Source organism: Neorhizobium vignae, assembly GCF_000732195.1.
Lineage (GTDB): Bacteria > Pseudomonadota > Alphaproteobacteria > Rhizobiales > Rhizobiaceae > Neorhizobium > Neorhizobium vignae.
On sequence record NZ_JNNU01000018.1, the window covers coordinates 107,429 to 115,443 of the forward strand.

7 protein-coding genes are annotated in these 8,015 nt (G+C 58.2%); 2 read left to right on the top strand and 5 right to left on the bottom strand.

Annotated features, from left to right (window positions below):
* Window positions 1-5: 5 nt before the first annotated feature.
* Window positions 6-1,442: an oligosaccharide flippase family protein gene (locus tag GQ59_RS25270; RefSeq protein WP_037086530.1), complete on the bottom strand. Its 1,437-nt coding sequence runs from the start codon at window positions 1,440-1,442 to the stop codon at window positions 6-8.
* An 85-nt stretch (window positions 1,443-1,527) separates the two neighbouring features.
* Complete coding sequence (locus GQ59_RS25275; protein WP_037086531.1) at window positions 1,528-3,492, bottom strand: hydrolase; 1,965 nt, start codon at window positions 3,490-3,492, stop codon at window positions 1,528-1,530.
* A gap of 303 nt (window positions 3,493-3,795) precedes the next feature.
* Here GQ59_RS25275 and GQ59_RS25280 point away from each other — a divergent pair, with 303 nt between their 5' ends.
* Both GQ59_RS25280 and GQ59_RS25285 read left to right on the top strand, forming a co-directional pair.
* A complete protein-coding gene (locus GQ59_RS25280) occupies window positions 3,796-5,214 on the top strand; it encodes an NAD(P)-binding protein (protein ID WP_084683286.1) in 1,419 nt (472 codons plus the stop codon).
* A 7-nt stretch (window positions 5,215-5,221) separates the two neighbouring features.
* Window positions 5,222-6,298, top strand: coding sequence for a glycosyltransferase family 4 protein (locus GQ59_RS25285; RefSeq protein ID WP_037086532.1), 1,077 nt, complete (start codon window positions 5,222-5,224; stop codon window positions 6,296-6,298).
* Between the two features lie 21 nt (window positions 6,299-6,319).
* On the opposite strand, the gene GQ59_RS25290 is transcribed toward GQ59_RS25285, so the two are convergent.
* The 3 genes from GQ59_RS25290 to GQ59_RS33720 form a co-directional block, all read right to left on the bottom strand.
* Window positions 6,320-6,916, bottom strand: coding sequence for a hypothetical protein (locus tag GQ59_RS25290; RefSeq protein ID WP_244448057.1), 597 nt, complete (start codon window positions 6,914-6,916; stop codon window positions 6,320-6,322).
* Window positions 6,917-7,209: 293 nt separating this feature from the next.
* Window positions 7,210-7,374, bottom strand: a complete 165-nt coding sequence (locus GQ59_RS32415; RefSeq protein WP_156376364.1) for a hypothetical protein — start codon at window positions 7,372-7,374, stop codon at window positions 7,210-7,212.
* A gap of 48 nt (window positions 7,375-7,422) precedes the next feature.
* On the bottom strand, window positions 7,423-7,644 hold the full coding sequence (locus GQ59_RS33720; protein ID WP_051904199.1) for an exopolysaccharide production repressor protein: 222 nt from the start codon (window positions 7,642-7,644) through the stop codon (window positions 7,423-7,425).
* Between the last annotated feature and the right edge of the window lie 371 nt (window positions 7,645-8,015).

Here is an 8,015-nt window from a genome sequence, read left to right on the forward strand (position 1 = left end):
GCGGACTACCGATCGACCAGATCAGGTCTTCCGGCTGTAAGGGCAATCCGCATGCCTAGTCCGAACAGTGTGACGAGGTAGGTGGCTGCGCCCGCGCTCGCGACCGCGACAAGCTCAATCACGACGGGCAGACCGGACGCCGGCATTGCCGATCGCAACCAGATGACGGCAATTGCCATGACGGCTGCGGAAGTCAGAACTTTCCAAAGGTTCCGGAGCTGTTGCCATGGCCCCGGCCCGAACAGCCGCCGTGCCTCGGCAACGTAGAAAACAGCCATCACGGAAGCGACCAGGATTCGGCCAATGCTCGCTCCAAGGGCTGCCAGAAGATAGAAGCCGACAGAGATCAGGACGACCCGGAAGCACAGGTCGATCACATTGAGCCGGAAAATGACGGAGGGACGATCGAGAGCGAGGCTCGCCGAGTAGAGCGTCTGGAAATACGGTATCGGAATGACTGAAAGGGCAAGCAGGCTGAGATAGGGAGCCGCGTCGCTCCATTGCGCTCCGAGCAGGATAGCGGTCACGAGATCTGCCGTCAGGGAGAGGCCGACGCAAACAGGAAGCGAAATCAGCATCGCGAAACGACTTGCCTTGAGGAAAGCCGTCCTCATTCGGTCCGCATTCGAACTGATCTGCGAAAACGCTGCCATGACCGGCTGCAGCGCCGGGCCGATTATGCTCTGGGTCGGGATGACGGCGATGTCACTTGCGACGGCGTAGCGGCCGAGCATGGCGCTGGTTCCGGCAGAGCCGATCAGGAAACGATCGAACTGCCAATTCAAGGCGGACACCAATTGCGCCGAACTGAACCAGCCGATAAAGCCCGCAAAATCGGAGAGCCGGCTCAACGAGAACGCAGGTCTGTAAGGGGCCACGATATAGGAAGCGACGGTGGCGACAAATGCGGTGATCACGAAATTGACGACGATCGCCCAATAGCCGCCTCCGGCAACGACGGTGGCGACAGCGGCCACAAAAGCGCAGAGCTTGCTGATCGTTTCGATCGCGAATGTCGGGCGGAATTCGAGCGCCCGGGCAAAATGCACCATGGCAGGACTCATGAACCCCTTCGCGATAGGGCCGAGCGCCATGGCGGCGATCACCGGAACGAGCAGGGGATTTCCATTCACCAGCGAATACGGCCAGGTCGCGACAAGGAAGATCGCGGCGATCGCCGAACTTCTCAACACACCGAGTGTGAAGCCGGTATCAAGGTGGCTCTTGTCGAGCACCTTCAGTCGCACCAGTGCCTGGGTGACCGGAACCTCCAGAACCGTATCTATGACCACGACCAGCGCCATTGCGAGCGCCGCCAGTCCAAATTCCGCCGGGGACAACAGGCGAGCCAGAATGAGTAGGTTGAAAAAGTCGATAAACCGTCCGACAAAGCGGGAAAAGACGAGCCAACTGGCTCCTTTGAGAGCTGCGAACGCAAGCATTCTTCACCATGCCTCTGTCTCACTACCCGGCTCCAACAAGAAAGCCTGCTTCGTTTCCGTCGTCGGTATTGTCCTCGAATGCTCTTCAACGGTTCAGTCTGGCCGAGAAGCCCCGTAGGACATGCGCCATTCCAACGGCGCGGAGCAAGGCCGGCTTCAAACGCGGAAACTCCTGCGCAATCGCTCCCTCGCGCCACAGCTGAGATTTCACCGCCACCAACTTGCGTGCCATCCCGGCGCGTGTCGCCGGTGTAACCGTCGCGACGAATTCACCTCGCCCGAAATCAACCGATCGGGGAGCGACGCCCAAGGCGACCATATCCGCCTTCGACGGATTTATGATCGCTTGTTTAAGTCTCAGCCAGGCCCGATCCGCATCGCCCAGGGCCTGCGCGCCGCTGGAGAGACCATCGATGTAGCGCAGCGCGCCGGTGAGAAGCGGATTGCCCGCGGCTGGATCGAGCCTGCCGAAGCGAATCTCTCCCGAATTGCCGAGCACCGTGCCGTCATGTCCCATGCTGAGAGTTTTGACGGAAGGTATGGCCGGCTCAAAAAGACTCTCGATGATGTGCCAATACCGCAGGACCACTGTCCTCGTCTTGAAGGGGTCGTAGAAGCGATCCTCCACCACGAGACCCGCCACATTGGGAAAATGGTCTTCGCTAAGCCCCTTGTAATTGCATCGCGCAAACTGCACCGTTTCGAAACGATGCTCCGGTAGCCCGGCGGACAGAAGTCTTTGGGTGCTGCCGTAGAGCCCGGTGTCGCAGAGGATAATACGTTTGGCATCACCTGCGATTTGCCCGATATGGATCTTGAAGTAGTCATTCTGACTGTCGATGTCTTGCGTTACAACGCTGCCGGCAGTCGTATCGAGCATGTCGAAAAAGCGGCTCGCATCAAAAATCTGCTGCCACTCGTCGGGTAGATCATAAGAACCGTTGCCGAGGGCATTTGCGACGGCGGCGAAACTTGCGCCTTCGAATTCGCGCGCCAGTTCATCGAGGGCAACCGGGCTTCTGGCCGCCACCGCTGAGCGGGCAGCAATCAGGCGCGAAATCAGGATATTCTCGCGTTTTAACGAAAGAGGCAGGTCGAGCACGGATTGGAGACGTTCGAAAGCTTCCCGTATGCCAAGTCCCCCGCGCGCGCAAAACAGCATCCTCGCATCACGGTCCGAACTCACCTGCTGCCCATATAGCCACAGGATGAGACAAAATTCTGCGACGATCGGGCCGAATACATGCTCGCCGAAGTGAACCTGATCGCCGATCGGCGGTATGACCCCGCGGGAGGCCGATCCACTTCTGATTTGCCGCAGCCCTTCTGCCAAGGCTCCGTTGCCTTTTGAAACGAGCCGCTTGAGGCGGTTCTTCGGCATATGGATGGTCTGTATCCCCATGCTCCTTGGTACGAGGCAATCGGCAAGAAGGTCATCGCCGAGGTGCAGCGTGCGCGAAGCGTCCACCCCTTCAGTCTCCAGAACCAGAGAAAAGAGATCGCCCTGTCGCTTGCTGGCCTTCAGGTCCGCGCTTGAATAGATCTTGTCCACGAGGCCGGGGCCGTGGAAATGGTCGATGAGTTCGCCGACTTTTTCACCGGACAGCCCCGTATCGGTGATCGCCACGACCCTTACACCGGCTTGACGATGGCGCCTCAACAGCATGGCAAAATCGCCATTCGCAAAAAGCGCCCGCTTTTCGATTTCAATCTCGATAGCGATCCGCTTCTCCATTACGGAGCGCGACAACCCGAGAATGGCCAGTTGGCGGCAGATGACATCGGAAAGGCACACCTCGCCCCGACCGCCTCGCATGTTCAGAGCACGATATGCCATCTTTTCAGCAAGCAGTCTGGCCCGGATCAGTTGGTCGGGGCACATGGGCGAACCCTGGCCTTGCAGAAAGCGGGCAAACATCTTTTCGCCCGCAATGACGCGCGACCGCTGGGACAGGCCATTGCGCAACAACAGGGTATCGAACACATCCGTCGCAATCAGCTCTATGGAATGAAGGGGTCGATTGAGATCATCGAGACTCCAGCGCGGCATCCAGCATTCCCCTCGCAAGTTACCGGAACAAGCGCGCCTTGACGGGCCAGCGCCAATCCAAAATCCCTGACAGAAGTTTCCCCGAACACATCCGCAGAACAGGGGTGCATCCGTGCCGATGGCTGAGTGTAACAGACATAGACAAATGCCTTCAAGTTAAATTACTATATACCAATTAGTATATCTGCCAAAAATATAACCACTACGGTATTTATTTGAGCAATAACGAGATACACAAAATATATATTTAATTTCTTCCATCATGGTAACTCGGAAGTACTAGATCAAACGATGGAGACCTGCATGCATGAGACGAAGTTCCCTACCCCGCAAAAAGCAGCGGATCTTGAGTATGATGCCATTGTTTTGGGAGCGGGAGTTAGCGGCCTCGTTTCGGCTGCCGTGCTGGCCAACCAAGGATGTCAGAAAATCCTGATCGTCGATGAATACGGCCACATCGGCGGGAACCACATGGACTGGTCGACGAATGGATATACGTTCGACATAGGAAGCCTGATTTTCCAGGACGATTCCCCCCTGCTGACGCATTTTCCCGAACTCCTCCCTCTCTATGTGCCGATCGAGCCTCGCTGGGGCCGATTGAACCCCCAGAAAATGGTCACGGACTATCCGATTTCACTTCGGGACGATATTTTGCGCGCCGGCGCCAAAGGGATGATGCGCATCTTCGGGTCGGTGTTCTATGCACGCCTGTTCCAGCGCGAAATGCGCAACGCGAGAGACTTTTCACGCTACTGGATCGGCGCCGAGCTTCTCCGACGGTCGGGCCTGGAATCCTATATGCGGAGGTTTTACGGGATTGCGCTTGATCAGATCGATATCGATCTCGCGAAAAAAAGGATGCTGTGGATCAGCGAACATGCCTCGCTGGGCAACCTCGCTCGTCGCCTTTTTCGTACCGCACGCCAGGGCCCGACCAACAAGCAGCTGGCCCGCCCCAAATCCGGATTTGCGCCTCTTTACCGGCTCGCCCAGGAAAACCTGGAGAAACGAGGCGTGCAATTCGCGCTGGGCGTCAAACCGGTCGCAATCGATCGATTGGAGAACGGATTCCGATTGAGGCTGGAGGACCGGGTGATTACCGCAGGTCGGCTGTTTTCGACGATTCCGATCGAGCGGGTGCAGGCCCTGTGCGCGATCGAGCGACCGCACGTTCTCAATACCACCACCCTGATCAGCCTCTATTTCAGCTTCAGCGGAGAGCGTGGCTTTCAGCAGCCGATCGTCTACAATTTCTCGCATGATGGCGCATGGAAGCGGTTGACGGTCTATTCAGACTTCTACGGCCGGACCCACGGGCGGGAATATTTCGCGGTCGAAGTCGTTGCCGATCAACCGGATAGCCCGGTTGACGTGGCCGAATTGGATTTTCGCGCGCACGTTTCCGCGAACGGGCTGTTTCGAGGGGATCTGAAGCTCGAGGGCGCCCAGGTCCTGACCAATGCCTATCCCGTCTACAGCCGGGATGCCGCCCGCCAGGCCGATGAAGCCATCGCTGCCCTGCGTGCGTTCGGAATCCAGTCCTACGGACGCCATGGCGGGTTCAACTACCAGCCGACAGCACGTGTCTCCACCCTCGATGCGGAAGCCGCTCTCGGGTTCGAAAGGAAGGTCCCTCAGCCACCGGGAGCGATCGAAGCTTCTCCTGAGAGGGAGGCTGCACCGTCGCCGCTTCTGATATCCTCTCCCACAACCCCGTGAGCCCCCTATGCGGATCATGCATGTTCTGAACCACACCAGGCGACTGAATGGCAATGTGCATGCGGCCGTCGACCTCGCCTGCGCTCAGGTAAAGCTCGGCCACACTGTCTGTATGGCAAGCGGTGGAGGCGATTTCGACGGATTGCTCGCCCGCAACAGGGTTGAAACGTTCCTCGTCGATCAGCAGAGAAAGCCTCTCACCGTACTCAAGTCACTTTGGGCGCTGCGACGCCTGATCCGCGACTGGAAGCCGGATATCGTGCATGCGCATATGATGACGAGCGCTGTTCTTTCAGTCCCCGCCTGTCGTTTATCGTCGACGCCGCTTATTACTACCGTTCACAATGCATTCGAAAAAAGCGCAGTACTGATGGGGCTTGGCACATGCGTGATTGCGGTTAGCCAAGCCGTCGGACAGTCGATGCAGGAGCGCGGCATAGCGGCGTCGAAACTGCGCGTCGTTCTCAACGGCACAATCGGATCGGCTCGGTTCGAAGGGCGGGACAGGACGCCTGCGTCCCTTCGCAGTCCAAGCATACTTTTCGTGGGAGGGCTGCATCCCAGAAAAGGGCTACCCGACCTCCTGGAAGCCTTCCGCCTGGCGCACGAGGAATATCCCGACAGCCATCTTTATATCGCCGGCGGCGGCCCCTTCGAAGCCGCCTACCGGCAATTGGCCAGCGAAACGGGTTGCGCGAGCGCCATCACATTTGTCGGCGCCATCGACGAACCCTTTCCCTATATGTTAGGCGCCGACATCTTTGTGCTTCCTTCCCATGCCGATCCTGCTCCACTCGTCCTGTCGGAAGCGCGGGAGGCGGCCTGCGCGGTGATCGGCACGGACGTGGATGGAATCCCGCAGCTGCTCGGTTTCGGAGAGGCCGGGGTCTTGGTCCCACCGCGCGATCCGCAAGCCTTGGCAGCCGCTCTCTGCGACCTGCTGGCGGATCCCGAGCGGCTGGATATGTGGAAGGGACGGAGTCAGCTGCAGATCGACAATCTGACGATCGAACGTGTCGCCCGCGAGACGCTCAGCGTCTACAAGTCCGCCCTGTCGCCTGGCGCCGAGGTCGTCCCGGCCTAGTTGGCGACGGGACATATCGGATTAACCCCGGCCGAGCTGCCGCTTCAGGTAACTGTCGGCGTGCGGATCGGCATAATGGAACAGCGCCGTCGCCCGCACAGCGCCTTCGTCGACAGGCTCATTCGTGTGGATGCTGCGGTAGCCCCAGAAGAGATAGAGATTGCCCGGAACCAACGACACATGCTGCATGCCCTTTCCGCCGGACGCGCGGTTGCGCAGGATGCGCTGGGTGAGCGCATTGTCGAGGATGGCTTTGTCGGCGAGATTGAAGAGGTAATTCGATCGGATTCCGCGAGTATTGGGGATAATCAAGAAGTCGCCGCGCCTGCCGAATTTCGGGATTTCGATCGGTAGAAGCGCCGTGATCGCGTAGGAATCATAGTGAAAGATCAAGGAGTGTTCCGTCACGCTTTTGCCCGTAAGGCATCGAAGAATCTGATAGAATTTGACGTCAGGCGCAGGCCGGCCGAGACCGATGGAATAGAGGCGGGAAAAGAGAGCCTTGAATTCCGGGGAGTTGCCGAGGTCGTCGAGGCCCGATCCCGCCAGCCCATCGCTTTTCAGCGAAATCGTCTGGCGGCCCTCGCGCGTGATCGCGGAGGCGACAAAATTTTGCATCCGGCTGAGATCTTCGGCTGCAAGGAAGTTGGGAGAGCAAAAAATCCCGTCTTTGTCGATCTGCCGAGCGATGTCACGAACGTCCCCATCCGATAGCGTAGACAGCCAGTATTTGGCATTGCTGAGACAAGACATGGCAGGCTCCGTATCAGCGTGGATCTGTTCCTGGTACGCATCAGGAAACACGAGGGGCAGGCGATCAACCGGAAAACCGAACCGACTTGGCGCGGCGGCCGAAGCTGCCCTGCTGTCGATGCCGTCCGGCAACAACTGGCCGGGCCGGCGGTCGAGGCTCAATCGACCCTTCCGATGCGCAGCCGCCGCCTGGGCAAAGCCGGCAGCACGTGATCGTCCTGATGTTCTTCCAACGACAGCAGCGAGGCCTTCCGCTCCGGATCAAGCACCCGCCATTCTCTTTCAAGCCGCAGCCTGATGGATATCCAGATGTCGTTCGTCATGACTCACCCTTCGATCAGGAGAAAAATCGGTCATTCCAGGGAATCAAACTAGGATGATTTCCGCTTGTACTCGGACCATGCCATGTAGAAGATACCAGCAAAATAGCCGGCCTGCATCAAAAGAAAGCAAACCGAAGTATAGACAACGGAACTCAGGAAACCACCTTGGTAATTATATGTGACTACACCAAGTATAATCGAGGCAATGGTCATCTGCGCCAACGCCGCTGGCGCCATCAATTTCATTGATTTCCTCAAGAGCAAGCTCATGCGCGCCACTCGCTTCGCTGGCCTTCCTAATGCACCAACACGCCATTCAGGCCATTGACGTTTCACGGCTCACCGTTTCCGCCCTTCGATGGGAAAGACGGGAATGCGCGTCCGCTTCGGAATTCGAAGCGAACAGCAAATCGCACCGGGAAGGAAGAAACTCTTTGTGATGATGCATCTACGCCCAATGACGTAAATCCACGCCGGGGCCGTGACCGTGCCGGGGAACCGGGACGCCCGACGGACTTAGTTTTTATGGCAATGACTCGCCCGCTTTGCCAGATCAGTCGAGATCGTTAGGGCTGCAGGTGACCCGAGCCCGTAATCTTGCTCGCACACTGGTGCGTTGTGGCACAAGCGCCTTCACCCCT